The 25,798-nt window shown below is 59.9% G+C and carries 17 protein-coding genes and 7 pseudogenes; 10 read left to right on the top strand and 14 right to left on the bottom strand.

Annotated elements, in window-relative coordinates:
- From JFT80_RS24095 to JFT80_RS10285, 9 genes and pseudogenes are all read left to right on the top strand, one after another.
- Positions 1–370 (top strand): annotated as a pseudogene (locus tag JFT80_RS24095) (hypothetical protein); the annotation flags it as partial.
- Between the two features lie 232 nt (positions 371–602).
- A complete protein-coding gene (locus JFT80_RS10315) occupies positions 603–1,073 on the top strand; it encodes an aromatic-ring-hydroxylating dioxygenase subunit beta (protein ID WP_103444837.1) in 471 nt (156 codons plus the stop codon).
- On the top strand, positions 1,070–2,068 hold the full coding sequence (locus JFT80_RS10310; RefSeq protein WP_201147783.1) for a PdxA family protein: 999 nt from the start codon (positions 1,070–1,072) through the stop codon (positions 2,066–2,068). Before JFT80_RS10315 ends, JFT80_RS10310 begins: the two co-directional genes overlap by 4 nt.
- Positions 2,065–2,580: pseudogene (locus JFT80_RS24815) on the top strand (2Fe-2S iron-sulfur cluster-binding protein); the annotation flags it as partial. The gene JFT80_RS10310 and the pseudogene JFT80_RS24815, both read left to right, overlap by 4 nt.
- 11 nt (positions 2,581–2,591) lie before the next feature.
- Entirely contained in the window at positions 2,592–3,074 is a 483-nt protein-coding gene (locus JFT80_RS25115; protein ID WP_307833069.1) for a hypothetical protein, read from the top strand.
- 125 nt (positions 3,075–3,199) lie between these two features.
- Positions 3,200–4,432, top strand: a complete 1,233-nt coding sequence (locus JFT80_RS10300; protein ID WP_307833068.1) for an MFS transporter — start codon at positions 3,200–3,202, stop codon at positions 4,430–4,432.
- Between the two features lie 286 nt (positions 4,433–4,718).
- On the top strand, positions 4,719–6,152 hold the full coding sequence (locus tag JFT80_RS10295; RefSeq protein ID WP_201147782.1) for an alginate export family protein: 1,434 nt from the start codon (positions 4,719–4,721) through the stop codon (positions 6,150–6,152).
- Between the two features lie 405 nt (positions 6,153–6,557).
- Positions 6,558–7,301, top strand: coding sequence for an SPOR domain-containing protein (locus JFT80_RS10290; protein WP_201147787.1), 744 nt, complete (start codon positions 6,558–6,560; stop codon positions 7,299–7,301).
- 69 nt (positions 7,302–7,370) lie between these two features.
- Positions 7,371–7,661 (top strand): DUF6388 family protein, encoded by a 291-nt coding sequence (locus tag JFT80_RS10285; protein WP_201147781.1) that lies wholly within the window; start codon positions 7,371–7,373, stop codon positions 7,659–7,661.
- 103 nt (positions 7,662–7,764) lie between these two features.
- Here JFT80_RS10285 and JFT80_RS10280 read toward each other — a convergent pair.
- Both JFT80_RS10280 and JFT80_RS10275 read right to left on the bottom strand, forming a co-directional pair.
- Positions 7,765–8,618: pseudogene (locus JFT80_RS10280) on the bottom strand (AraC family transcriptional regulator).
- Between the two features lie 189 nt (positions 8,619–8,807).
- A pseudogene (locus JFT80_RS10275) lies at positions 8,808–9,778 on the bottom strand (XdhC family protein).
- 90 nt (positions 9,779–9,868) lie between these two features.
- On the opposite strand from JFT80_RS10275, the gene JFT80_RS10270 reads away from it, so the two are divergent.
- Positions 9,869–10,648 (top strand): alpha/beta fold hydrolase, encoded by a 780-nt coding sequence (locus JFT80_RS10270; RefSeq protein WP_201147780.1) that lies wholly within the window; start codon positions 9,869–9,871, stop codon positions 10,646–10,648.
- Positions 10,649–10,664: 16 nt separating this feature from the next.
- On the opposite strand, the gene JFT80_RS10265 is transcribed toward JFT80_RS10270, so the two are convergent.
- From JFT80_RS10265 to JFT80_RS24805, 12 genes and pseudogenes are all read right to left on the bottom strand, one after another.
- Positions 10,665–11,288, bottom strand: coding sequence for a UbiX family flavin prenyltransferase (locus JFT80_RS10265; protein ID WP_201147779.1), 624 nt, complete (start codon positions 11,286–11,288; stop codon positions 10,665–10,667).
- Positions 11,272–12,231 (bottom strand): LysR family transcriptional regulator, encoded by a 960-nt coding sequence (locus tag JFT80_RS10260; RefSeq protein ID WP_201147778.1) that lies wholly within the window; start codon positions 12,229–12,231, stop codon positions 11,272–11,274. The genes JFT80_RS10265 and JFT80_RS10260 overlap by 17 nt, the downstream gene beginning before the upstream one ends.
- A gap of 20 nt (positions 12,232–12,251) precedes the next feature.
- The gene (locus JFT80_RS10255; protein ID WP_201147777.1) at positions 12,252–13,694 is read right to left on the bottom strand and encodes an aldehyde dehydrogenase family protein; all 1,443 of its coding nucleotides are present in this window, start codon (positions 13,692–13,694) and stop codon (positions 12,252–12,254) included.
- 14 nt (positions 13,695–13,708) lie between these two features.
- Positions 13,709–14,467 (bottom strand): SDR family NAD(P)-dependent oxidoreductase, encoded by a 759-nt coding sequence (locus tag JFT80_RS10250; RefSeq protein WP_008431725.1) that lies wholly within the window; start codon positions 14,465–14,467, stop codon positions 13,709–13,711.
- A gap of 11 nt (positions 14,468–14,478) precedes the next feature.
- Complete coding sequence (locus tag JFT80_RS10245) at positions 14,479–15,837, bottom strand: MFS transporter (RefSeq protein ID WP_242482870.1); 1,359 nt, start codon at positions 15,835–15,837, stop codon at positions 14,479–14,481.
- Between the two features lie 78 nt (positions 15,838–15,915).
- Positions 15,916–17,313 (bottom strand): UbiD family decarboxylase, encoded by a 1,398-nt coding sequence (locus JFT80_RS10240; protein WP_201147776.1) that lies wholly within the window; start codon positions 17,311–17,313, stop codon positions 15,916–15,918.
- Between the two features lie 109 nt (positions 17,314–17,422).
- Positions 17,423–18,841: a sodium:solute symporter family protein gene (locus JFT80_RS10235; protein ID WP_201147775.1), complete on the bottom strand. Its 1,419-nt coding sequence runs from the start codon at positions 18,839–18,841 to the stop codon at positions 17,423–17,425.
- Positions 18,842–19,035: 194 nt separating this feature from the next.
- Positions 19,036–19,838 (bottom strand): annotated as a pseudogene (locus JFT80_RS25110) (enoyl-CoA hydratase/isomerase family protein).
- A gap of 19 nt (positions 19,839–19,857) precedes the next feature.
- Positions 19,858–21,395: pseudogene (locus JFT80_RS10225) on the bottom strand (AMP-binding protein).
- 5 nt (positions 21,396–21,400) lie between these two features.
- Complete coding sequence (locus JFT80_RS10220; RefSeq protein ID WP_201147774.1) at positions 21,401–21,901, bottom strand: (2Fe-2S)-binding protein; 501 nt, start codon at positions 21,899–21,901, stop codon at positions 21,401–21,403.
- A gap of 2 nt (positions 21,902–21,903) precedes the next feature.
- Positions 21,904–22,710, bottom strand: a complete 807-nt coding sequence (locus JFT80_RS10215; protein WP_201147773.1) for a xanthine dehydrogenase family protein subunit M — start codon at positions 22,708–22,710, stop codon at positions 21,904–21,906.
- A pseudogene (locus JFT80_RS24805) lies at positions 22,707–25,705 on the bottom strand (molybdopterin cofactor-binding domain-containing protein). The gene JFT80_RS10215 and the pseudogene JFT80_RS24805 overlap by 4 nt, the downstream one beginning before the upstream one ends.
- Positions 25,706–25,798 lie beyond the last annotated feature (93 nt).

The raw sequence follows: 25,798 nt of genomic DNA, 5'->3' as shown, positions 1-25,798 counted from the left end.
CACCACCTTCGAGATCAATCGCCTGTCCCAGCGCGGCGCGATCATCGTTGATGAAAGCGGCGGACATCACGTCAGCTATTCAGCCATCGACCGCGAAGCCGAACGTCAGGCCGAGCGCGATGCCTCCTATGCAGAACAAAGCATCCGCTCCGACAGCGCCTATCAGTTGCAGGACCCCTCTTTGCTCGAAGGCTTCAGTGAAGTCGGTGATGACGTCACGCTGCAAATCCTGTCGATCTTCCCTGCTTCGTACTGCAACAGATCCAGAATTCGGTCGCAGTTCGCCAAGTGCTGCCACGGGGCGTGGAAACGACTCAGCTCAACTGGACCTACCTGGGCTTTGAAGACGACACGCCCGAACAGCGACTGACGCGTCTGAAGCAGGCCAACCTTGTCGGTCCCGCTGGCTATATCTCCATGGAAGATGGTTGCGTAGGCGGCTTTGTCCAGCGTGGCATCGCTGGCGCGTCCAATCACAGCGCGGTGCTGGAAATGGGCGGGACTGACGCCGAATCGAGTGATAGCCGGATTACGGAAGCGTCTATCCGCGGTTTCTGGAAGGCATATCGCGCAGCCATGGATCTATGAAGAGGGAATCATTCGTGACACATAATATTTTTGCACTGATCAGCCAGACTCAAGCCCTATATGCCCGCTGCATCGATGAAGGCCCGCTTGAAGCATGGCCGGAGTTTTTCCTGGAGAAGTGCCTGTATACCGTTACCACTGCCGATAACTACCGGCAAGGATTGCCCGCTGGCATGATTTGGGCCGACAACCGCGGAATGTTGATTGACCGGGTATCCGCCTTGCGCGACGCCAATATCTACGAGCGACACAGCTACCGCCATATGCTCAATCAGCCAGTGATCCTGGAATGCAACGGCAACCTGGTGCGCAGCGAGACTGCATTCCTGGTGCTGCGCATCATGCGCGACGGCACGACCGAGAACTTCGTCTCCGGCCGCTATATCGATTGCTACCGGGTCGACGGCGAGACAGCCATGTTGGCTGAACGAACCGTGGTGTGCGACAGCTCACGCATCGACACGCTGCTGGCGCTGCCGCTATGAGGCTGCCGGCATCGCGAATCCTCTTGAGCATCGGCGACCCCAACGGCATCGGCCCGGAAGTCGCTGTCAAAGCCGTCGCGGCTCTGCAGAACGAACCCGAGTTGAATCCGGTCATTGTCGGCGATCGGTTTGTCGTCGAAGCCTATGCGCAGGACGTTGGCCTGCGAGTCAAAGAGACTGACGGCACCGCACCGGCAGAAGCGGGAGTGATCCACCTGCTGCCCGTACATAGTCTGGCATCCGAGGCTTTCGTGCCTGGGCAAGTGAATGCCTCGGCAGGTGCTGCCACAGTGGATTATTTGTCTGCCGCAGTGGTGGGTCTGAGCCTGGGCCGGGCACGCGGCATTGTCGCGTGTCCGCATTCCGAGACGGCGATCAATACCGCCGGCATCGATTTTTCCGGTTACCCAAACCTGCTGGCCAAACTGGTAGGCGTCGAGTCCGACCGTGTGTTTCTGATGCTGATCGGTGCGGGGATGCGGATCGTCCACGTCACCTTGCACGAGCGCCTGGCCGATTCACTGGCCAGGCTGACGCCCGAGCTGGTGGTGGCCGCAGGTCATGCAGCCGTTTCTGCACTCCACGCGCTGGGCATCAATGCTCCGCGCATTGGCGTCTTCGGCATCAATCCTCATGCGGGTGAAAACGGCCTGTTCGGTCAGGACGATCAGCAGATAACTGTCCCGGCCGTCGAGCGCCTGCGGCAGGCGGGTATCGATGCCCATGGGCCGGTCGGCGCCGATCTGATGCTCGGCCAAAATGGCTATGACGCCTTTATTGCCATGTATCACGACCAGGGTCACATCCCGATCAAACTGCTGGCCGGGCGTACCGCTTCGGCGCTGTCCATCGGTGCCGGCCTGATCTTTTCCAGCGTGGGCCACGGCTCGGCATTCGATATCGCCGGTAAAAACCTCGCCGATCCCGAAGCGGTAATCCGCGCGCTGCGCCTGGTAGGTGGCGCGGCGCTTTCCAACCAGGAGGTTTTGGCATGACGTTCGACGTAACAGTCTCTGGATCGGACATCGTCTTTCCCTGCGAGCCCGACGAGACAGTGCTGGATGCTGCCGAGCGGGCGGGGTTTTCGATCCCCTACTCCTGCCGCAAGGGCGTGTGCTCGACTTGCGAAGGCGGCTTGGTCGCAGGGGAATTGCGAGTGCGCGGACAAGGGCTCGCACGCGGGCCTGCCACGAGGGTGCTGCTGTGTCAGGCGCGTCCGTGCTCGCCGGTGGAAATCGCCCCCAAACGCATCGTTCAACGCGCGGCGCCGATGCGCAAGGTCATTACCACCAAGGTCCATCGCCTCACCCGCCCCAACGCCGATGTTGTGGTTCTGCACCTACGCTTTCCTTCGGGTGTGCGCGCCAAATTCCAGGCCGGCCAATACCTGAAAGTGTTGATGGATGATGGTGACAGCCGTAACTACTCCATGGCCAATGCGCCCCATGAGAGCGATGGCGTGCAACTGCATATTCGCCATGTTCCCGGAGGGCGCTTTTCCGAGGGCGTGCTGGCAGGATTGGAAAAAGGCGACACGCTCAACGTCGAGCTGCCCTATGGCGAATTTTCACTGGACGAAGAGGTCGACCATCCGGTCATCCTGCTGGGCACCGGTACGGGCATGGCGCCGCTCAAGTCCATCATCGAAGACCAGATCAAACGCGGTGGCTCAAGACCCATGCACCTGTTCTGGGGGCACGCAACAGCGACGACCTGTACCTCGGCGACCTGCCGGCACAATGGTCCAGGCGCCTGCCCGGGTTCAGCTTCACTCCGGTGCTTTCCGAGCCCGAGCCAGGCTGGTCCGGCCGCACCGGTTGGGTGCACCGCGCGGTTCTCGAGGATTACCCCGACCTGGGTGCCTATCAAGTGTATGCCTGCGGTAATCCGGTCATGACAACTGCGGCGCTCAATGACCTGACTGCCGAAGGCCAGTTGTCGCCTGACGCATTCTTCTGCGACGCCTTCGTACCCTCTGGAGAGATCCAGCCGCCTTCATAGGCGGTTTTTTCTCCACCTGCGTGTGCACGCAATAAAAACAAAAAAGGCCAAAATGGCCATGAGGAAAAACCATGTTGCCCGAATCAAAGCCCTTGCAGCTTCCGCAGTTCGTGGATGAACGACCCGTGAGTCCGTTTCAGTACGTGATCATCATTCTGTGCGGTCTTGTCATGTTCCTCGATGGCTTCGATACCCAAGCCATTAGTTACATGGCGCCTTATATAGCCAGTGAATGGAACCTGCCCAGGCATATGCTGGGACCGATATTTTCTTCGTCGCTCGCTGGTTTGATGATCGGCTATCTGGTGCTGACGCCACTGTCCGAACGCTTTGGACATAAGAAAGCAATCATCGTCAGCACCATTGTCTTCAGCCTGTGCACCTTGGCATCGGTATGGGCTGACAACGTGACCGAGCTGATGATCCTGCGCTTTATCACCGGGGTCGGCCTGGGCGCCGCAGCCCCAAGCGCGATCGCCATGACCGGCGAATACAGCCCCAAACGCTTTCGTGCAACCTTTGTTCTGGCTATTTACTGCGGTTTTTCCCTCGGATTCATCGCGGCGGGCCTGGCGGCGAACTGGTTCATCCCCCACTACGGCTGGCGCTCGATGTTCTGGATCGGAGCCCTGGCGCCCTTGATGCTGGTACCCGTACTGATTCGTTTCCTGCCGGAATCCATGGTGTTCATGATCCATCGCAAGGTGGCAGCCGAGCGAATCCTGAAAATTTTCCGAAAAATAGACCCAACCATTGCACGACAGGAGAAGCCGACATTCATCGTCGACGCCCTCGAGAAAGGGCAAGGGCAACGTGGAGCACTCGCCAGTCTGTTCACCCGTGATCGGGTATTGGGCACCGTACTGCTATGGCTGGTGTTCGCGATTAACCTGGGTGAGTTCTACGCCTTGCAAAGCTGGTTGCCATCAATCATGACGGGGCTCAACTACCCAATGAGCACCGTGGTGATGGCCACCACACTGACCACCGTGGGCGGTATCGCGGCTGCGTTCATTACCGGCCCCTCCATGGACCGGTTGGGCGCTTACAAAACCCTGGGCATTCTTTATCTCGTCGGATTCGTGTGCGTGGCATTGACAGGTCTGGCGTTCAAAAGCCCGCTGTGGATGCTGTTGACCGCCAACTTCCTCGCAGGCTGCTGCATCAGCGGCGGGCAAAAAGCCTTATCGCCCTGGCGGCGGTTTTCTACCCGGCGCCGATACGTTCGACCGGAGTCGGTTGGGCATTGGGCATCGGGCGGATCGGCGGGATTACTGGCCCCATCGTGGTCGGCGCAGCCTTGGGTATGGGCTGGTCACCCTCGGCAGTTTTCTATGCCATGGCCGTGCCGATGTTGATCGCCGGGTTACTCGTCCTGTTTCTCGGTCGACGATACGGCAGCAGCACGCTTTAAAACACGAACGGTACTACTCGACAACTTCAATGAAAGCTCGCCAAGGGATGAATAAGGATTTACGTCCCTTGAAAACAACCCACTCTTTATTCAACGCAAACGCAGAGCGCTTCTTTCCAAAGCAGCGAAACGTTTAAACCGGAACAACATCGACGCGAATTCAACTTCATGTTGAGGCATCCCCGCGCGTGTCTACCTGCCCTACGAACAATAAAAACAGGAGTCATCTGATGTCCAGCACAACACTGAAGCGTTACTCGTTCCACCTGCCGATCATTATGGCCCTCGGCCAAACGGTCCTGTCGACCGCTCAGGCCCAAGAGATTCAGTCCACGCCTCCCTCGCCCCTTGAGGTATCCCGCCCTATGCGTCCGGGACCTGCGCGTTGGGTGGAGGATTATCGCTTTCTCGATAACCCGGCAAAACGCACGGACCCGTTCGATGCATTGCGTTTTCAGCGCCTGTCGGACTCAGCCTGGCTGCAGACTGGTGCGGAACTGCGTTATCGCGCCGATGCGGCGGACCAACCGGTGTTCGGCCTGCGCGGAGTAAAGGATGACTCTTATTTAATGCAACGTGCGCAAGTACATGTTGACCTGCACTTATTCGACGACAGCCTGCGCACCTTTATCCAATTACAAAACACTCGGACATGGGGTAAGGACTTGCCCAGCCCTTCCGATCAGAGCCGTAACGAAATACAGCAGGCCTTTGTCGACGGCAATCTGCATTACCAGAGCGGCACATTGACAACGCGAGTCGGTCGGCAGGAGATGGCTTACGGTAATCAGGTACTGGTGACCTATCGCGAAATCCCCAACATACGGCAGGCGTTTGATGGTGTGCGTCTGAGCTGGATTGCAAAGGATGGTTACAAGCTGGATGCGTTCGCCACCAGCCCCGTGGTTAGCAGAGACAATGGCTCGTTCAACGACACAAGCAATCATCAGCAAAAGTTCTACGGGCTCTATGGCACCCTGCCCCTATCCAGCGTATTGAAAGCCGATCTGTACGCCTTTGGCCTGGGAACAGAGCAGCGCAAGCTCGACGGTTTTACCGGAGAGGACAATCGCTACACCTTCGGCACGCGATTGTTCGGCACATGGAATAAATTCGACTGGAGCTGGGATCTGATGAAGCAGGTGGGCCATATGGCCAGCGCCGACATCGACGCCTGGGCGGTGTCCAGCGACAGCGGTTACACCTTCGCGGGTCCCTGGAAAGCGCGTCTGGGTTTGCGTGTCGATGCCGCGAGCGGTGATAAGGATGGCGATCACAAGGCTGGTACTTTCGATCCATTGTTTCCCAAGAACGCCTTCTACGGTCAGGCCAGCCTGACAACGTTGTCGAACATCATTCTGGTAGGCCCGACACTCAGGTTTTCTCCCTTCAACAGGTTCCGTTTCGAACCGGGCATATTTGCTGCGTGGCGAGAAAGCAACGATGACGGCGTCTATTTGCCAGGCATGACCACAGTCCCCGGAACAACCACCAGCAGCGGAAAACGCTTGGGCACCCTGTATCAGGCCAACGCCAATTGGACGCCGACCGCTAACGTTTCCGTTGACCTCGACTATTTGTTCTACGACATCGGTTCGGCGATCAAAAGCGCCGGCGGCAACAACTCGCAAATACTGGTGCTGCGCTCCACGTTTCGCTTTTAGGCATCAAGAACATCCGGCAGGAACGCTGCTCGGCAATTCATTAAATTTGACGTCGACAAAGACGTTGACTGCCGCACCAGATTGATATCGGTGAATCGTCGAGGCTTTCCGACAGTAAGGTGCTTTGGCCTCGATATTCACCTTGAATACAAGTGTTTTAATGGATCACCTTCAAACTCATCTGATACGGTTTTTTTCGATCATCTGAGCCTTTTTCGCCAACCAACACTCTATAAAGTGCACGCCCGATGCTCTTTCAAACAATAACAAGCAGCCAACCAATTTTGGCTCTTGAGCACACTGACGCGCTCAAGAATTTAGACCATCCCAGGATCAACAATAAAACCCTGTTTATCAGAAAGAAACGGGACAAATAACTATTCACTTGAGTTGGAGATGGCCGCTGTGCGAAAGCTTGGCTTGGGCTTCCTGGTAACTGGCGTTTTGGGGCAACTATCAGCACTCCTATGGACCTACATGTCTACAGGACCAATCTGTCAAAATAACGTCGACAATTCATACATCCAGAAAAAAGTGACAAAGTTCGAACAACTCATCGATGACACCGCTAATAAAGTTGTGACAGAGCTCAGTACAAAACATTCCGACGGGCTCACGCCCCTTGCGAAAAACGGATCGCACATACCCGATTCAACGGAGGCTGACGCCGTACAGTTTTTGGTCGAAAAGCCAGACGAAACTCCAGCACTTACGCTGCCTTCATTGCCCGCACAGGCACACAAATGGACGATTATTCTCAGCGGTCTGATCACTTTTACCGGCCTGCTCTTGGCCGTATTCGCCCGCAAAAAAACCATTGATCCGCAATGGCATGTCTTTCGCACCGTGCCAGGCTCGCTAATCACGCTGGAACGCCCGTGTTTGACGTGCGGCGGCTTCATTTTCCACACTGCAAAACCCGCTTCAGCCACGCCTTCATCCGGCTTGTGGGTGATCGAAATAGCGTTGAACACACCCAACCGTCATCGCGCCACAAAAGCCATTAAGCAGCTGGAGTTGCCGGTAGCGCGAAAAGAAAACAACTTTGTCGTCATCGGACCGTATAAACAGAAGCAGGACGCGGCTCGAGTCGTGAAAGAGTTGAGTGAAAGTCATGGCGTTAGAGGATGGATGATGGCGGGAAATTGACATAGCCCGATTTAGCACTGGGCCGACTTGGAACAAACGGCTACTTATTTATGACACAAGAGCGCATTCATGATCGCAAAAGAACTTAGGGCCGAACTCGCCCTGAAGAAATTCCTGGACACCAACTTATGGATCCAACTTGAACTCAGCGAGCTGAACTACAGCCTCGCTGAAAACTGCGGGCTTTCGCCAGAAGAATATCGCCTGAAATTTCTGCAAGAAGCATTTGAAGCAGAAGCAGATGCTCACGACTGCGATTGCTGGGACTTCATTCTGCAGTGGGTGGCTGACACTAAGGAAGAGCTTGAGTTGATGCGTGAAGAACGCATGAAAGAGATTTATGATTTTCTGGACGATTAGTAGACCCTACAACTTTCGTAGCCTATACAAGCCGCCAGTTTCAAGATGAAAGACTAACTTCATAGGCGGGAGGGTTGCCCAATACCCCCGCCCTCCTCTCGGTTCAAACCGCCGCATAGCAATCCACTACACGCCGATACTGGCTGGGAGAAGCTCCGATGTGTTGACGGAAAAACCGGGTGAAATGACCTTGCTCGGAGAACCCGAGGTTCTCCGACAACAGGCCCAACGTTCCACTGCGCTCACTCTCCAGCCAGGCAAAAGCCCGGCGCATACGCGCGTCGTTAAGCAGCAGGGTCGGCGTCATCCCGGTATCTTTCTTGAACAGCGCAAAGAAGTGCGCCCGCGACAGACCACAAGCCCGCGCGGCGTTGTCGATCGGGTTCGGATCATCGAGGTGCTCAAGCAACCAGGCGGTGCCACGGCGCACGCGCGCGTCCCGGAACTCACCTGAGTTCGGCGCACCCAGTAGCGACAAATGCCGCCAACTGGAAAAGTCCTCGATCAGTTCGATCAGGAAGTCGAACAGCATGAATTCCATGCGCTCTTTCGGCACGATCCCGCAGCCATGCGCTTCGGCGACCAGGATGTCGGCCAAGGTGCGATTACGACTCGACAGCTCGATACACGGCTGGGCAAAAAGTCCGGTCGACCGCTGAGCGCCAGCGACTGCTGGGCAGTGGCCAGCCAGGCGGGCTCGATATAGAGCGCCAGGATTACGGTGGCACCGGCACCCGGCTGCGGATCGTAGAAATGCGGCTCCCAGGCGTTGACCAGCACCGCCGTACGATCGCTGAGCGGAACCCGTCGACCGTTGACGTTGAAGTAAGTATCTTCGCCGGACACCTTGACCAGCACATGGCATTCGGAATGGGTGTGGGTGACCAGCGAACGATCCATATTCAGCAAGGCGACCCGGCCAAACCTGCCGTGGAAAACCCGTTGGGCAATCGACATCAGATTCCTCCGCTCGCTAGAAGCGATATTGTTTTCGGCCACAATGCAGGATTATCGCGGCGTCTATGTGTTTCTGGACCCCGGCGGTCACTCAATGGTTCAGCAACACGTGGCTGGCTACTATCGCGCGCGAAGGATTGAGGGTCTACCTCGACTTTCGCAGCCCCCACGCTCGTCGGAAAAACCGCCTTACAAGGCATGGCGTTCTTTCCCGTGATAAACGCGCAGGATATCGGCCACCACCGCCAGAGCGATTTCCGCCGGGGCCTTGCTGCCCAGATCGAGGCCGATGGGCATGTGCAAACGGGCAATCTGTTCATCCGTCAGCCCACCGATGCGTTTGAGCCGCTCGGCGCGTTTGGCCGAGGTTGCCTGAGACCCCATGGCGCCGATGTAAAACGCTGGTGTGTGCACCGCTTCCATCAGCGCCAGATCATCGATTCGCGGATCGTGAGTCAGCGCCACCACCGCGGTCGCCGCATGGCAACCACCGGCGGCGATGAACATCGAGGGCAGCACGCGTTGCATCTCCACGCCTTCGAGCTGGATATGCAGCATCTCTTCCCGGGGTCGCAGGCGATGACTTCGCAGCCGATGGCGCGGGCGAAACTGGCGCAGACTTCCGCGACCGGCGACAGCCCGGCCAGAATCAGTCGTAACGCCGGGCCAACACGGATGCGCACCCTTTCGTCGACGACTTGCACCCGCTCGCTGCCGTGTCCGGTGTCTGCGTCCAGGCGCAAGGCACCGTTGCTCAGCTCGAGGTGACGCAGCAGACGGCGCTGGCCCAGTAACGCCGCTTGCAGACTCTCCAGGTGCGCGGTCCATTCGAGACTGGCAGCACGGTGCTCGACCAGCACGATCAGCACGCCACCACAGGGCAATCGTAGACGGTGGCGTTGCTCGACGCTGTCGCCATAACTGACGATCTGCGCCGGTTCGCGTAACTCACCGCGTGTCAGGCTTTCGAGAAACTCCTCTTCGACGCAGCCACCCGACAGCGAGCCGACGTGTTCGCCGGAGCCATTGGTCACCAGCATCGCACCCGGCGCACGCGGCGCCGAGCCATAGGTGGAGAGCACCGTGCACAGCCACTGGGCCTGCCCGGCGCGAGCCCATTGCAGTGCCTGGTCGATCACCTGAACATCAAGATGACGCATGTTTTCTGTACCTCAAGCAAAGCGTGGTGCTGCATGCAGGGTTACGTTTACGGTAACCTTCGAGCAATCTTGTTCAATCGTTGATTCAACATGTCGCCACAACAATTTTTGCAACTTGGGCCGCTGCGCCTGGAATATCGCCATCTGCCTGCGGCTGACCCATCGCGACCGACGCTGGTGCTGCTGCACGAAGGCCTCGGCAGCGCCGACCAATGGAAAGACTTCCCCCTGCGCCTGGCCCAGGCCAGCGGTTGCGGTGTGGTCACTTACAGCCGTCAGGGTTATGGGCAATCGAGCCCGGTAACCCTGCCGCGTCCGCTGAACTACCTGAGCAGCGACGGCCCTCGTGAACTGCGGCAATTGCTCGATGCCTTGCAACTGCCGCAAGTGGTCTTGCTCGGTCACAGTGACGGTGCATCCATCGTCCTCGCCTATGCCGCCGCCAACGATCCGCGCGTGTTGGGCAGCATTGCTCTGGCGCCTCACGTGATTGTCGAGACCGAGAGCCTCGATGGCATTCGCCATACCACCGAGGTTTGGCATCAGGGCGAATTGCGCGAACGCCTGGCACGCCACCATGGGACGAATGTCGATGGTGCTTTTCACGGCTGGAGCGACAGCTGGTTGCACCCGGACTTTTCCTTGGACGATCTCGAAGCGCAGTTGGCTTATATCGAAAAGCCGCTGCTGGTCATTCAGGGTCGCGAAGACCACTACGCCACGTCCGAGCAACTGGTGGTCATCCAGCGACAGGTGTCTGGGCCGTGCCGTTGTGTGTTGCTGGATAACTGCCGGCACTTTCCCCAGACCGAAGCGACCGAGCGGACCTTGCAACTGATCTGCGAATTCCTGGAGCTCCTCCCCGCCTGAATGCACCGAACGTGACTCAATCATCGACCACCTCATCCAACGTTGCTACGCGCTCCGGCCGTTCGCGCCAGCGACGGACGACACCCAGTTCGATATCGAACATATCCAGCACCCTTCCTACAGTGTGATCGATCATGGCTTCCAGGCTGGTCGGCTTGGCATAGAACGCTGGCACTGGCGGCGCGATCACTGCACCGAGTTCGGCCAACTCGGTCATGCTGCGCAGGTGATTGCGGTGCAGTGGCGTCTCGCGAACCATCAGCACCAGGCGCCGGCGCTCCTTGAGCACCACGTCGGCGGCGCGGGTCAGCAGTGTTGAGGTCACGCCGCTGGCAATCTCCGACAAGCTGCGTATCGAACATGGCGCGATGATCATGCCCATGGTTTTGAACGAGCCGCTGGCAATTGCCGCGCCGATGTCCTGATTGACGTAGCTGACGTCAGCAAGGCTCTTGATCCGGGACCAGGACATCTCGGTTTCATGGGCCAAAGTAATCAGCGCCGACTTGCTGACCACCAGATGGGTTTCAATTGGCGTGTCACGCAACAGCTCCAGCAGACGCACGCCATAAACGGCGCCGGAGGCACCGGAAATTCCTACGATCAGACGCTGTGGTCGGGTATTACTGGGAGCGCTCATGGTCGCCTTCCTCTATCGGACCTTCTTTGTAGAAATGGATGGTGTCGAGCGCGGTGGTCATGGTTTTGCCGATCATCTCGATGAACAGCATTGCCGCCGGGGTCAGTGGTCGACGGGCGTCGTGCACACAGACCATGCGCCGGCTGATACCCGGCGCGGCCAGCGGATAGGCGCGCAATGCGCCTTCGTGCAATCCGCGATGCAGGACGGTTGCCGGCAGCACGCTGACCCAGTCGCTACGCCGCAGGAAGTCCTCGATGACCGCCAGATCGTCCACCTCCAACTGCGGGACGACTTCAATTCCTTGGGCGGCAAGGTGTTGGTCGATCACCCTGCGCAACCCGTGGCGACGCGAGGGCAGCACCAGTTTGAATCCCACCAAACTGGCCAACGGCAATGGCAATGGCAACGCACCGTTGAGGCGATTAGCTGCACCGGTGGCGACCAGTAACTCCTCATCGAAGATGTCGTGGCCGATCAGGTGCTCATGCTGAAAGCTTTGGTTGATGACCGCAAAATCCAGCACGCCGGTCAGGACCTTCGCGATCAGTTCCTGGCTGTAGCCCGAGGTGACGCACAGTTCGACCTGCGGATGATGCTCGACAAAATGCGCCAGGGTACTGGCCAATGCGTTGTTGACGGCAGACGCGATCAGCCCGGCGCTGATGCGTCCGCCAATCTGGCCGCTGCGATCGATCAGGGCCTGACGCGCCGCCAGCAGCTGGCCAAGGATCGGCATGAACAAGCGATAAGCCTGATCTCCGGCCTCGGTCGGCGCCATGCCCTTGGAGCTGCGCTCGAACAACGTCTGCCCGAGTTCTTCCTCAAGCCTGGCGATCTGCATCGACAACGCCGGTTGCACGATATTCAAGCGCTGTGCAGCCCGGGTGACGGAGCCCTCCTCGTAGAGGCAAGTAAAATACTTCAGATGACGCAGCTCCATAATCACCCTCGCGTTCGCGCTCAACTGAGCGTGCCGACGTTCTGATAAATGTGTTTGAGCTCGCTGAAATCCAGCAGCGCATCGACGCCATGCAAGCGCCCCAGACCGCTCTTGCGGTAGCCACCGGTTTCCGCCTCGGCGAACAATTTGTTGTGGTCATTGAGCCACACCGTGCCGTTGCGCAGTGCCCGAGCGACACGCCAGGCGCGAGCGCCCTGCTCGGTCCAGACACTCGCGGACAGGCCGAACTCGGTATGGTTGGCGCGCGCAATAGCCTCGGCTTCATCTTCGAAGGACTCCAATACCAGCAACGGGCCGAAGATTTCTTCCTGACAAAAGAACGCGCTGCTGTCGCGATGGGCGATCAGCGACGGCGCGAGAAATGCGCCTTTGCTCAGTTCACCCTGCGGGCGACCTCCGGCCAGCAGCACTTCGTCACAGCTGTCCAGCGCCTCGCCAATGCGCCGCTCAACGCTGTCCCGGGATTGCCAGTCGATCAGCGGCCCCATGTTCGTCGCTGAAGCGAGACCATTACCCAGGCGGATCTGCCCCAGTGCGGCGCTCAGCGCGGTTTTCATTTCGGCGAAACGGCTGGCATGCACCAGCACGCGCCGGGCGGCAGTGCATTGCTGGCCAGAGATAATGGTGGCCGCCGCTGCCAGTTTCGGCGCGATGGCGGCAATATCGGCATCTTCAAAGACCAGGCAGCAGGACTTCCCGCCCAGTTCCAGAGAGAGCTTTTTCATGGTCGCCGCTGAGTCGCGCATGATGCGCTGGCCGGTAGCGGTCGATCCGGTGAAGCTGAGCACATCCACCCGTGGCGAAGCCACCAGATGCGCTGCCCCGGCATGCCCGCTCTCGGCGAATAGATTGACCGCCCCAGCCGGCAGGCCTGGCAATGCGAACAGCGGTTCGAGCATCGCAGCGTTGAACAGCGCGGTTTGCGGCGCGGGTTTGATCACCACCGTGCAACCCGCCGCGATCGCCGGCGCCAGAGCACGCACCAGCAGCACCGCCGGCGCATTCCACGGAATGATCAGCCCGGCCACCCCGGCGGGTTCGCGCAGCATGCTGGAGAACTCACCGGGCGCCACTTCGAGCATGTGCCCCGGGTTGTGCCGGGCCAGGCCGGCGTAATAAAGAATCTCGGAAATCGCCCCGCCGATCTCCCCTCGGGACTGCGCCAATGCCTTGCCGTTCTCGCGGGTCAGCAACTGCGCGAGTTGTTCCTGACGCGCTGTCAGGCCGGCAGCCCACTCCAGCAATAGCTGCTGACGCAGGCGTGGATTCTGCGCCCATTGCGGGTCGTTGAAGGCTCGTGCGGCCGCTGCCACCGCTGCTTCAGCTTCGGCCTCGCCGCCGTCGGCAAAGCACCCGATCAGCTCTCCGTTTGCCGGGTCGAGACTGTCGGTCCAGCGATCCGCTGAGGTCCATTGTCCATCGATGAAGTGTCGGCTTTGCATGAATCCTCCTTCAATCAATGGGTCACCGAACCGCCGTCGACCACAAGGGTCTGGCCGCTCATGAAATCACTGTCGGTGCTGGACAGAAACAGCAGCGCGCCGATCAGATCCTGCGGCACCGCTTCGCGCTTGATGCAGCGGCTGGCGATGTTGTTGCGCACGATATCCCCCGCCCAGGCGGCATTGGCCTGAACGTTGGCGCTCATGGTCAGGCCGGGCGCCAGGCAGTTGCAGCGGATGCCGGCGTCGCCGACTTCTCGCGCTATCGAGCGTGTCAGGGCAATCACCGCGCCCTTCGACGCGACATAAGCCGCCATCATCGGCGCGCCTTTGAAAGCCGTCGCCGAGGCAATGTTGACGATCTTGCCGTAGCCCTGACGGCGCATCACCGGCATTACCGCCTTCGCACACTCGAAGGAGCCGCGCACATTGACCGCCATGATCCGGTCCCATTCCGTCGAGCTGGTCTGCTCGAAAGGTTTGAGTTCCAGGGTGGCGAACAACGCGGCGTTGTTGATCAGCACGTGCACACCGCTGAACTGCGCCACGGCTTCCTCGACCATGGCTTGCACCGCGGCACCGTCGGTCACGTCGCAAGCGATTGCCAGGGCCGTACCGCCCTTGTTGCGGATCGCAGCAGCGGTTTCGTCAGGCGCCTTCAAATCGCAAAGCACCACCTTCGCGCCCTCGGCCGCCAGGGCCTGGGCATAAGTGGCACCGATGCCTTGCGCGGCACCGGTAATGATCGCGACTTTTCCATTCAATCTGCTCATTGCGTGTTCCTTTACTTGAAGTTGCCTTGGGTTTCCGGAATCACCACGCTGCCGATCAGGTAGATCACCGACAGGCCGGCGGCGAACATCGCCAATACCATGGGGATCTGCGCTGGGCTGCTGCTGAACAGGGACACAAAGGTCGGCATGGTTCCGCCAAGGGCGAAACCGATGTTCCAGGACAACCCGGTGCCGCTGGCGCGCAGCTCGGTGGTGAAGCGCTCGTTGAGGAAGATCAGGATCGGCGCGATGATCGCCCCGCCCATGAAGGCGATGCCCACGCAATACAGCGCGGTTCGGCTCAGCGAGCCCGGTTCGGCGACACCGAGGAACAACATCGGCAGACCCACCAGGTTGATCACACCCAGCAGCATGAAGGTCTTCTTGCGACCGATCAGGTCACTCAAATAGCCGAAGGCCAACGCCCCGACAATCGTTGCCACCGAGCCGTACATGAGCAATTGCGATGTCTGCGTATGGGGCACGTTGGCCACCACGTTGAGCAATGTCGGCAGATAACCGCAGGCCAGGTAATACGTGGCACCGCCGCCGAACGTAATCAGCAGATTGACCAGCATCACGCCGCGGTACTCGCGACCAAACAGACGCTTGAGTGGCGACACGACCACTACCGCCGGCCCCTTGGTTTTGCGGGCTTGTTGCAGTTGCTGCCAGACCGGGGTTTCTTCCAGGTAACGGAACATCACCAGACCGAAAAAAGTGCTGAGCAGGCCGCAGAAGAACATGAAGCGCCAGCCCCATACGTCAAATTCCTCCCCGGGAAATATCTCCGACAACACCAGATAAGTGACTGACGCCAACAGCGCGCCCATGCCGGCACCGGCGCCACCGATCAACCCGGACATCAAGCCGCGATAGCGCGGCGAGATGGATTCGGTGCCGATGGTGTGAGTGGAGGCAACGATGCCGCCAACGAAAACGCCCTGAATCACCCGTAATACCAAAAACAGTATTGGGGCCAATACCCCGACCTGGTGAATGGTCGGCAACGCGCCAAACAGTGCCGTGGAAATACCGACGCCGACCATCGACACCATCAACGCACGCTTGCGGCCGTATTTGTCGGCATACGCGCCAAAGATCGCCGAGCCCAGCGGACGCACCAGCAAAGCCACGGCGAACGAGGCATACACCGCGGCCAGCGACAGTGTCGGGGTATCCGAGGGGAAGAACATGCGGCCGATGATCGGCGCCACGTAGAGCAGAATGAACAGGTCAAACAAATCCAGCGCCCAGCCGAATGTTGAGGCAAATGCCGCCAGCAAGGCCTTGCCCGGTGGAATCTGCGGTATATCGGTAGCGGCGCTGGTTGGCGGTGCAGTTGTTGTTGTTGTTGTTGTTGTGGTCATGGTTGCCTCACACAAGACGTGTCTTGAGCTGGTTGGAGCTATCGGGAACAGGCCGCTGAACACCAGCGGCCGCCGGGTTCAATCGTGCGTCTGGAGCACGCGTTGCCAGTCCTGCGACGCCGCGTGCGCCACCTTGTCGAGTTCGACTTCCTGTTGGCCCGGCACCTGGATTCGTTTGAAGCGCATGGTCGGTGCCGACAGCGGCACCGTGGCGTCGTAGCCCATCTTCGAGCCGACACCGTCACGGGTGGACGGGTCGAGTTTCGAGCCCTGGGATTCGTGGATCAGCACCAGGTCGCGGTCGGCCTGAAAACGGGTGGCAATCGCCCACTCGACTTCGGTGGGGTCATGAATGTCCACATCCAGATCCACCACGGTGACGTGCTTGATGTCGTAGTGACCGCCCAGTGCGCCGAGGATGACGTTCTTGCCCTCGCCTTCGGAGCGTTTGTCGATCTGCACATAAAGGTGATAACGACACACTCCGCCCCTGCTCAGGTGCACGTCACGCACACACGGAAAGCTGCGGCGCAAGTGCGCGAGCATGGTCGCTTCGCGCGGGATACCGCCGAGCAGCAAGTGCTCCAGGCCGCCGCCGACGATGGTGTGAAAAATCGGGTTGTGACGATGGGTTACGGCGTCGACTTCGATCACATGGCGTTCGGCGCGCTCGCCGTAGTACTGCGGAAACTCACCGAACGGCCCTTCCATCTCCCGCGCCTTGGCCAGCAACCGGCCCTCGATAACAATCTCGGCGTCGGCAGGTACGCGAATCTGATTGGTCACACAGCGCGTTACGGCCAGCGGGCGGCCATGCAGAGCGCCGGCGATTTCCAGTTCGTCGTGATCGATAGGCACGATGGCCTGGGACGCCAGCAAGGTCAGCGGATCAGCACCAATGACCACCGCCACGTCCAGATCCTCACCCAGCGCCTCGACTTCCTGAAAGAAGGCCAGCGCATGGCGTGGTAGCAGCAATGCGCCCAGGCGATTAGGGCTGCTCACCTGCAAGCGGTGAATCGAAACGTTCTGCACCCCGGTGCGTGGGTTGCGGGTAATCAGCAGGCCAGCGGTGATGTAAGGGCCGCTGTCGTGCTCGTTGTGGGTGGGAATTGGCAACAGTTTGTTCAGGTCGATCTCGCGATGCACCACTTGCTGACAAGCTGCATCGCTGACTTCGCGCCACGGCAGCGGATTGAGGCTGGCCGTTTCGAAACGCGCCAACACTTCAGCGGACTCCACGCCCATGGCCTCGGCCATCCACTGCCGGTCGGACAGCAGGCCGGAAACCACCGCAATCGAGTGGCCGCCAGGCTGGGGAAACAGTGAAGCGCTCTTGCCGTCCAGACGATTAGCAATCGCTGCAACGCCAAAACGCAGGTCCACGCCGGGACGGATCATCGCCAAACGCTGCTGACGCTGCATATGGTCGAGCCAGCCACGCAGGCTGGCGCCTGCTGGCAAGTCCCCGGCCATGTCGGCTTCGGGGTGGAAAGGGTCACAGGCTGCATGGCCTTACCTCGTCATTATTGTTTTGGTGGCATGCCCGGTCACCCGACGGCATGCCCGTTTAATTCGTTGGGGTTCAGCTTCCGGTTGCGCTCGCACTGATGGGTTTGGTGCTGTCGGCGTGTTCGGGTTTTCCGCCCCGCAGCAAATGGCTCAAGGTCATGATCACCAGCGGTGTGGCCAGCGCGATGTAGGCATTGTCGATGCCGTAGGGATTGCCCATCAGGAACCAGCCGATGGTGATGATCAGTGACGCGATGATGCTGATGAACGCACCCTGCCGCGTGCCGAATGTCGGCGCGTAAAACACCATCAGCACCAGTACCGCGAGTGAGGCACGCAAGGCCTTGGCGAGGAAGGTCACCACCAGAACGTCGGAGGCGTACAGCGCCAGCGTGATGGGCAGCAGGCCGGCGATGATGGTCGCGGCCCGGGCAAAATTGAGGTTCTTGCGATCATCACGTTGTGGGTTGAAGAACGGCTGATAGAAGTCCTTGAGCAACAACGTGGCGATGCCCATGGTTAGCGCGGCCATGGTGCCGAACAGCGCCCCGGCCAGTCCTGCGACGACGATCCCGGCCATCCATTCGTGCATGTGCCCGAGGATTTGCGGAAAGGCCTGCAACGAGGGAATCTGCGGAAACAGCACCGCGCTGCACATCCCCACCATCGCAGCGATCAAGCCGTAGGGAATCAACATTAATGCGCAGTAGAAACTCGCGTGTTGGGCCTTGCGCCCGTCGCTGACGGTATTCACCGCCTGCACCACGTACTGGGTGGCGAACGTCGCGCCGATACCGGCCACCAGCCAGGCGAAGATCTTCGGCCAACCGACGTTGCCGACTTCGAACATCGGCGCTGGCAGTCGCGCCACCAACTCGCCCATGCCACCAACCTTGCTCAAGGCAAAACCCAGGGCGAGGATGATCCCGGCGTACATCATTATCGCGTGCAAGACGTTGGTATAAATCACCGAACGCATGCCACCGATGCCGACGTACAGCACCGAAACAATACCGACGATGATGATCGCCGAAGTCCGCTCGATGCCCAGCAAGGTCGCGAGCACTGCTCCGCCGCTGGCATAGATCGAGACCGCAACGATCGACAGCGCGCATATCATGATCACTGACGTGGCGAAGCGTACCGGCTCGCCGTATGTACGGGCCAGCGCACCGGAAATGGTGTTCTCGCCGAGGTCCTTGTACTTCTTCGCCAACAGCACGGAGAAGATCACGAAACCGACGCCCAGGGCGGCGATGTTCCAGGCAGCGGAAATGCCATAAGTGTAACCCGCCTGAGCCGTACCAATGCTCGCGGTAGTGCCAATGAACTCGGACATCATCAGAAAACCGATCAGCACCGCCGGGAAGTCCTTGCCTCCGGTGGTGAAGTTTTTCGCGCTTTGTGTAGAGCGTCGAACCCAAAAACTGATCAACGCCAAGACCACCATGTAGGCGGCCACGATGGTTAATACCAGCCAGCTAGAAGCCATAAGTGGAACTCCGATTTTTATATTTATTGGACGGATTTCGGTGCAGCCGATCTCAGCCTAAGAGCCCCGCAGCGGGTTTTCTATTAACGAATATTGATGCGCCCTATCAGTTTCAGTGAAGGGGCGGCAGGCCCTGCTCCGTAGGGGCGCACGCCGTTTCCGACATGCTCCCGGGCCTGCTCGCCGGTACGCATTTACTCGCCGGTGAACACTGCCGGACGCTTGCTGTGAAACGCTTCGACGCCTTCCTTGAAGTCCTTGGAGCTGCGCAGTCGGCTGTAGCAGTGACCTTCCATTTCGATCGCGACGGTCAGCGGTGCATCTTCGTTGTCGTTGATCAGTTTTTTCGCCGTGCGCTGAGCCAGCGGCGAGAAGCGCCGCAGCTCATCTGCCAGCGCATCGACGGTGCTTTCGAGTTCGGCATCCGGCACGACCTCGGTTGCGATACCCCAGGCATAGGCCTGGTCGCCCGTGATGCGTTTGGCGCGCATCACCATGTGCTTGGTGCGGGTGATGCCGATGATTTTCTGCAGGCGTGCAGAGCCACCCGAGCCGGGGATCTGACCCAGGTTCTGCTCAGGCAAGGCGTAGCGCGTGGTTTGCGAAGCAACGCGGAAATCGCAGGCCAGGGACAGTTCGAAACCGACGCCGAAGGTGTAACCACGGTTGGCAACGATCACCGGTTTTCGCAACGCGCCGGTGCCGCAACGTTCCAGGCCAGCTTCGAAACGTGCTCCGGCGAAGCTTCGAGGAAGCCCTTGATGTCGCCGCCGCTGGAGAAGTGTTCACCCACCGAGCGCAGCACGATGACGCGCACGTCTTTGTGTGCATCGAGGGCTTCGAAGACCAGGCGCAGTTGATCGCGCTGGCCCATGGAAATGACGTTCAACGGCGCCCGGTTGAGGATGATGTCGGCGCGCTCGCGGAACACATCGACTTCAACCTGGAAGCCATCGAACTGAGTGTCGAGAAATTGCTGGATTGCTTGTTGTTGCATGGGAGTGTCCTCTGGATGATTAGCTGATGGCCTTCAAGGCCTGTTCCTGAAATTGGGCCAGCAGCACGCGTCGCAGCACCTTGCCAACTGGAGATTTGGGAATCTGATCGATGAACTGGTAACGCCGTGGCCGCTTGAATTTGGCCAGACCCGAAGCGATGCAATGGGCATCGAGGTCGCATTCCGAGACCTCGGCGCGCAGCTTGATAAACGCAGCAATGATCTTGCCCCACTGCTCGTCCGGCAGGCCGACCACCACCACTTCTTCTACTGCTGGGTGCAGGGAGAGCATGTTTTCGATTTCCGCCGGGCTGACGTTTTCGCCGCCGGTGATGATCAAGTCATCGACACGCCCCGTGACGAACAGATCGCCCTCCAGATCGAAGTAGCCGATGTCACCGGTGAAATACCATCCGTCACGCAACGCCCTGGCGGTCGCTTCGGGGCGGTTCAGGTAGCCTTCGAACGCCTCGTCACTCGCCAGGTCGGCGATGATCTGGCCCTCCTCCAATGGGTTGGCCTGCACGTCCACCGTTTCAGCATCGATCGGCACCACGCGCACTCGCTGGTTCATTGCACTGCGCCCTGACGAGCCGGGTTTACGGCTGGCCTGCTGGTCGATGGTGAAGGTGTAGATCTCCGAACTGCCGTAATGATTGACGAACAATTGCGGCTGGAACGCCTGCTCGACGCGACGCATCAAGCCATCGCTCATCGGTGCGCCGGCAAAGCCAATTTTCTCCACACTGGCTACTCGCTCGCGGGCAAAGGCCGGGTGTTCGATGAGCATGTGGTAGAGCGTCGGCACCAGGTATAGGTTGGTGACCTTTTCCCGTTCGATGGCTTGCAGCGTGGCTTCCACGTCGAACTTCGGCACACAGACGAAATGTCCGTCGATCAGCGCCATGGACAGCAACGAACGCACGCCCATGGTGTGGTAAAGCGGCATGACACCCAGCGTGCACTCGCTCTGGCGGTAGAGGTTTTGCGCTACGTGGGCCACCGCCGCGGCGCGTTCGGAACGGTGCCGACGGGGCACCCCTTGGGCTTGCTGGTGGTGCCGGAGGTGTACAGCAGCAGTGAAAAGTCTTCGGCGTCGGCCTGCAAAATGATTCCGGACGGGGTCTGCGAACACAGTTCCTCGAAACTCAGGTCGGTGTCGGCGGCACGGATACCGGCGGCGATCCGTGGCAGCCTTGTGGCGGCGCTGCAACCGGCCACCGCGGCCACCGTCGAGTCGTCGTAAGCCAGTGCACGGATTTGTGCATCTTCGATGCAGTAGCCCAGCTCATCGGCAGTCGAGCGCCAGTTCAACGGGGTCATGACGATGCCCGCAAACTGACAGGCCCAATGCAGAGTCGCCATCTGCCAGCGGTTCTGCATCGCTACCAGCAGTCGGTCACCCCGCTGCAGCCCGAGGCGTTGCAAGCCCCGAGCTGCGCTCTGGATATCGACGAACCAGTCTTCATAGGTTTTCTTCAACGCACCGTCACTGACCGCCACGGCGTGTGGTCGGCGTTCAACGGCAGCGAGGAAGCTGCGTCCGAGATCGAACATTATTGTTATTCCCCTTTGTTCGTTTGGCGCTGGGCAGCTACTTCGAGCACGGCCTGGACGATGCCGGTGTAGCCCGTGCAGCGACATAAATGCCCCGAAAGCATGTCGCGTACCTGGGTCTCGTCCGGGTTGGGTACCCGTTCGAGGAAATCCACGCAGGACATGAGAATGCCCGCAGTGCAAAAGCCGCACTGCAAGGCGTGATGACGGCGAAAGGCTTGTTGCAGGTCGCTCAGTGTGTCGTCGTCGGCCAGGGACTCGACGGTCTCGATACGCCGCTCGTGCCCCTGTACCGCGAGCATCAGGCAGGAACGCATGGCGACCCCGTCCACCAGCACCGTGCAGGCACCGCAGACTCCGTGTTCGCATCCGACATGGACACCGGTGGCACCGAGGTCGTGGCGCAGGAAGTCGCAGAGTTGGGTCCGCGGTTCGGCCAGCGCTTCGCGGGTGCGGCCATTGAGTTCCAGGCGAATCGCAAAGGTTTGTTCGGCAGTTACACGCATGTTCAGACTCCTTCGATCAGCTGATGACCCAGCTCGCGAATTAGTTGGCGGCGATAGGCAGCGCTGGCGTGCACGTCGTCTTGTGCATCGAGCGACCAGGCGGTTTGATTGAGCGCGTCTGGTAACGCCGCACCACGAGGCAGGCTGCGACGTTGCGGACGGTCGGCGACCCCGCCGATGCCGAGTTCGACCTGGTCCGTGCCGATGGCTGCGGCCAGGGATACAATTGCAAAGTCGCCGTGACGCATGGCGATTTCGCGGAAGCGATAGGTGATGCCTTCGCGCTTGAGCGGAAAACGCACCTCGACGACCAGTTCATCCGCACGCTTTTCAGTGGTGAGAATGCCTTGAAAGAAGTCCGCAGCCTTGACGATGCGCTTGCCTTTTTTCGACTCGAGAACGATCTCGCCGCCCAGCGTCACCAGGCACAGCGGCAACTCGGCGCTGGGGTCGGCGTGAGCCACCGAACCGCAGACTGTGCCGCGATTACGCGTCTGGAAGTGGCCGATCCAGGGCATCGCCAGTGCCAATAAAGGCACCTCGTCCATCAGGGTCGAACGCGCCAGCAACTGCGCCTGTCGCACCCCGGCACCTACAGCCAGGCAATCCTTGCGCAGTTCGATATAGGCCAGGTCAGCCACATGATTGATATCGATCAGCAACTTGGGTTGAGCCAGGCGCATGTTCAGCACCGCCATCAGCGATTGGCCACCGGCGATGATGCGAGCCTCTTGGCCGTACTCGGCGAGCAACTCAACCACCTGACGACGGGTGTCAGCCCGAACGTAATCGAAAGCAGCCGGTTTCATTGCGCACCTCCCTTGCCAAACAGCGCGCCAAGCGAGGCCCGCAGTCGCGCCCACCAGCCGGTGGAGATGGCTTGGCCGCTGACCCGTTGCGACAGGCGAGTAAAAATTTGTCCGATGATCACTTTCGAGGCCCCTTGCAACATTCGGCCGCCGACCGCGGCGACTTTGCCGCTGACCGCCACCTGGTATTGGTATTCCAGGCGTGTGTGGCCATTTTCCAGTTCGACGAAACGCACCTTGGCCTGGCCTTGGGCCGAGCCCATCGAGCTGCTGCCGGAACCGGACAGACGCAATGAATGCGGAGGGTCGAGATCACTCAGGGCAACCTTGGCCTCGAAGCGCGCACGGATCATGCCGACGCCGACGGTGACGTCTGCGCGGTAACGGTTTTCGCCTTCAAGCACGAGGTCGTGACAACCGGGAATGATCGCCGCCAGCGTCTGTGGGTCGAGCAAGGTATCGAAGACCTGCTGCGGCGGAGCAGGAATCACCACCGAGTCGTTGGCCCGCAATGCCGGTCCACCGGCAGGTGCTGCGTCCAGGTTTTCATCGGGCTCCATACCGGCGGGCCGTGGTGGTTCGTCGATCCCGATGAGCGTGCGTACTTTCGATGGCGTTAGTGGCAGACGAATGTCCGAGCGACCGAGGGCGTCGGCCACCGCGTTGGCGATGCACACCGGCGTGCTCATATTGTTGCCCTCGCCCACACCTTTGGCGCCCAGTGGGGTGAATGGCGATGGCGTTTCCATGTGCAGGATCACCGGTTCGATCACTTCCGGCGCGGTCGGCACCAGATAATCGGCGAAGGTCCCGGAGAGGAAGCTGCCGTCCTCGCCATAGGCTAACTCTTCCATCAGCGCCGCGCCGAGGCCTTGGGTGAAGCCACCACGAATCTGGCCATCGACCAGTGCCGGGTTGAGCAGGCGGCCAGCGTCATGGCAGGTGACGTAGCGATCGATGTGGATCTCGCCGGTCATGCGGTCGATTTCCAGACCACAGATGTCGAAGACAAAGCCGTAGCACAGCGAGCTATTGACCTGATCCTGGTCGTCCGGTGCCACCAATTGCGGCGGGCTCCAGAAGGCGGTTTCGCGCAGACCGCCGCTTTCACCTTCCGGCAGCAGGCCCGGCGACCAGTGGGTCGCACCGGCAATCCGATGGAATGGCGCCACCGCCCCGCCATTGACCACAAAAATCTTGCCGCCCGCGAAACGAATATCCTCGGGACTGGCCTGCAATTGCTCGGCGGCAATCGCGGCGAGGCGATCACGGATCTTCAGCGCTGCCTTGTAGACGGCACCAGCCACAGCACCGGCGAAGCGGCTGGAATAGTTGCCCGAGGCAATCGACCAAGCGTCCTTCTGGGTATCCAGTTCGACGTTGACCACGATGGACTCCAGCGCAACCCCGAGCACTTCGGCGACGACCTGAGCGACCGTGGTTTGATGGCCCTGCCCTTGCGGTGCAGAGGACACGTGCACACTGACGTCACCCAACGGGCCGACGTTGATGGTTGCGGTTGCGACAGCGCCGTTTTTCGGACCAGCCTTGCGCCGCTCTTCGGGCGTCATCGCGGTGGTGATGTAACCCATGTTGGAAATCGATGGTTCGATGACTGCGGCATAACCGATGCCATAGATTCGGCCTTCGGCACGCGCCTGATCACGACGTTTGAGCAACTCGTCGAGACCACCATCAGCCGCCGCCAAGGCAATACCTGCCTGGTAATTGCCGGAATCGAGCAATGCACCGGCGGCCGCGCGATAAGGGAAGGCATCGGCCGGCACCAGGTTGCGGCGGATCACGTCCAACGGATCAAGCTTCAACTGCACGGCGATGTGTTGCAGCAGCCGCTCAAGGGCGAAATACACCTGCGGGCCACCGAAACCACGGTTCAGGCCGGAAGGGGTTTTGTTGGTCAGCACCACGCGGTTGCGCACTTGCAAATTGCGGATCGCGTAGGCACCCGTCAGGTTGCCGTGCATGCGGTAAAAAGTCGCCGGTTCGGGCGCTCTCAGGTAGGCACCACAATCGTCGATCTGGTCATAACGCAAAGCGGTGATGCGGCCGTCGGATTCTACCGCCGCTTCGATTTCGGTCACCCGATTGGTCGCCGAAGAAGCGCCCTGCAAATGTTCCAGACGGTCCTCGACCCACTTCACCGGTGCGCCGACCTTGCGTGACGCCAGGCCCATCATCACCACGTAAGGGAAACCCCCTGCTTGATGCCAAAACTGCCGCCGGAATCTTTCGGGGTGCGCAAACGCAAGCGGTTGCCGGGCACATTCAGTGCACGGGCCATGACCGTGTGCAACGCGTAGGGGCCCTGGAAATTGGCCAGCACGTCATAAATGCCGGTGGCGCGCTCGTACTGAGCCAGCACCACATAGCATTCAATGGGTGTGCAGGAACTGCGCGGAAACTTCACTTTGAGCGAAACCTTGTGCGGCGCCTGCTCGAACGCCTGCTCCGGCTCGCCATAACGAAAGCGCCGTTCGTTGACCACATTGCTGCCGACTGCTTCGTGCAAGATCGGCGCTTGTTCGGCGGTGGCCAGTTCGGGATCGATGATCGGGGGTAGCGGCTCGTATTCAACGCGCACACCTTCGATGGCGTCCTCGGCCAGATAGCGGCTCTCAGCGATCACCACGGCCACCGGCTCTCCGACGTAGCGCACCTTGTCGACAGCGACGCACCAGTGCTCCATCGGCTGACGTACACCCACCGGAAACGGCAGCGCCCAGCGTTTGACGTCTTCACCGACCAGCACGCCGTGTACGCCTTTCATCAGCAGCGCACTGGAAAAGTCCACCGAGGTGATCCGCGCATGAGCGTGGGGTGAGCGGATGATCGCCGCATGTAGCGTACCCGGAGGGATCGCTGCGTCATCGGCATAGCAGCCGAGGCCGCGCAACAATGCGGCGTCCTCGACACGGGTCTGACGGGCACCGATGTGGCCGGTCTGGCTTTCGGTAGCAGGTTGGAAACTAGTCATTTTTTCGCGGCTCTTGTTGTTATGCAGCGCGATAGCGTTAGAGCCGAGTGTGCGAGAAAGGCGCAGGGAGCGCCTTGCCTGGGGAGAGGGAGT

It is taken from the genome of Pseudomonas sp. TH10, from assembly GCF_016651255.1.
Taxonomy (GTDB): domain Bacteria; phylum Pseudomonadota; class Gammaproteobacteria; order Pseudomonadales; family Pseudomonadaceae; genus Aquipseudomonas.
The sequence above is the reverse complement of the archived record's forward strand: the minus strand, read 5'-3'. Positions and strand labels throughout refer to the sequence as shown.

Coding starts and splice junctions, on each gene's coding strand:
- JFT80_RS10310 (WP_201147783.1), top strand. CDS start 1,070: ATGAGGCTGCCGGCATCGCGAATCCTCTTGAGCATCGGCGACCCCAAC.
- JFT80_RS10295 (WP_201147782.1), top strand. CDS start 4,719: ATGTCCAGCACAACACTGAAGCGTTACTCGTTCCACCTGCCGATCATT.
- JFT80_RS10285 (WP_201147781.1), top strand. CDS start 7,371: ATGATCGCAAAAGAACTTAGGGCCGAACTCGCCCTGAAGAAATTCCTG.
- JFT80_RS10220 (WP_201147774.1), bottom strand. CDS start 21,901: ATGCGTGTAACTGCCGAACAAACCTTTGCGATTCGCCTGGAACTCAAT.
- JFT80_RS10270 (WP_201147780.1), top strand. CDS start 9,869: ATGTCGCCACAACAATTTTTGCAACTTGGGCCGCTGCGCCTGGAATAT.
- JFT80_RS10265 (WP_201147779.1), bottom strand. CDS start 11,288: ATGAGCGCTCCCAGTAATACCCGACCACAGCGTCTGATCGTAGGAATT.
- JFT80_RS10250 (WP_008431725.1), bottom strand. CDS start 14,467: ATGAGCAGATTGAATGGAAAAGTCGCGATCATTACCGGTGCCGCGCAA.
- JFT80_RS10255 (WP_201147777.1), bottom strand. CDS start 13,694: ATGCAAAGCCGACACTTCATCGATGGACAATGGACCTCAGCGGATCGC.
- JFT80_RS10245 (WP_242482870.1), bottom strand. CDS start 15,837: ATGACCACAACAACAACAACAACAACAACTGCACCGCCAACCAGCGCC.
- JFT80_RS10240 (WP_201147776.1), bottom strand. CDS start 17,313: ATGGCCGGGGACTTGCCAGCAGGCGCCAGCCTGCGTGGCTGGCTCGAC.
- JFT80_RS10215 (WP_201147773.1), bottom strand. CDS start 22,710: ATGAAACCGGCTGCTTTCGATTACGTTCGGGCTGACACCCGTCGTCAG.
- JFT80_RS10260 (WP_201147778.1), bottom strand. CDS start 12,231: ATGGAGCTGCGTCATCTGAAGTATTTTACTTGCCTCTACGAGGAGGGC.
- JFT80_RS10235 (WP_201147775.1), bottom strand. CDS start 18,841: ATGGCTTCTAGCTGGCTGGTATTAACCATCGTGGCCGCCTACATGGTG.